Origin of the sequence: Luedemannella helvata (assembly GCF_039528415.1) — a bacterium.
GTDB classification, from domain to species: domain Bacteria; phylum Actinomycetota; class Actinomycetes; order Mycobacteriales; family Micromonosporaceae; genus Luedemannella; species Luedemannella helvata.
Genome location: NZ_BAAALS010000103.1, coordinates 1 through 847, shown reverse-complemented (window position 1 = coordinate 847; position 847 = coordinate 1). Strand labels below are relative to the sequence as shown.

Here is an 847-nt window from a genome sequence, read left to right as displayed (position 1 = left end):
CGGGCTTCTTCTTCGCCGTGTCCGCGGGCATGCCCGTGAGGCGCCGCCCCGCCAGCGGATTGACCGCCAGGTGCTTCGCGTCTACCGCGCCGTTCAGGATCCGGGCCATGAGCTGCACGCAGTCCTTGACCGTGCTGCGGGCCGCCGTCTTGGCCACCTTCCTCGCCCAGGCCTCGACATCGAACCAGTTGAAGGCGATCAGCGGAGTGTGCTCCCACTCGGGGAGGATGTGAGCTTCCAGCCGCTCCCACTGGTTCATCGTGGTCCGGCCGCGGACGGCCTGGGCCTTCATCCACGTGTCCTTCGTGAAGACTCCGAACTTCTTGGCGGACAAGTTCGGGTCGATCCAACGACCCTCCCTCATCGCGGTCTCCTGCGCCTCTCCCCACTCCTCCGCGAGCTTCTTCGTGGGGAAGCCGGGCCGGCTTCCCCACTTCTCGTCGGGCCGCAGGTACCTGCACCGCCACGTGAACTGCTTGGTCTGCTTGCCGTTGCGGACCTTGTAGACCTTCTCGGCGTATGCCATGAGGACCTCTCGCGTCGGCGGGCCGTCAGCCGGCCACAGCGCGCAGCAGGGGGCGCTCGCAGCTCGGGGCCGACCGCAGTGTGAGCCCGGGTACGTGGATGGCCAAGGCCTCGTCGATGACGGCAACTGCCCTGTCGGTCAGATGGCCCTCGTGGAAGAGGGCAGGGTCGACAAGGACGCAGGTGTGTGGAAGTTGCCGGTCAACCCAGACGAGGGTGCCATTCGGCATCTTGCCAGGAACTCGGAAAACGTGGACACACATCGGCCACCCCTCGTCCTCTTGGTGGCCCCATGGTCGACGTTCTGTTATCGAACCACATC

At 66.0% G+C, this 847-nt stretch carries 1 protein-coding gene; it reads right to left on the bottom strand.

Features of this window, described 5'->3' with window-relative positions:
* Positions 1-526 (bottom strand): hypothetical protein (locus ABD191_RS28935; protein ID WP_344089116.1); only part of this gene is annotated, 526 nt, incomplete at its 3' end.
* Between the last annotated feature and the right edge of the window lie 321 nt (positions 527-847).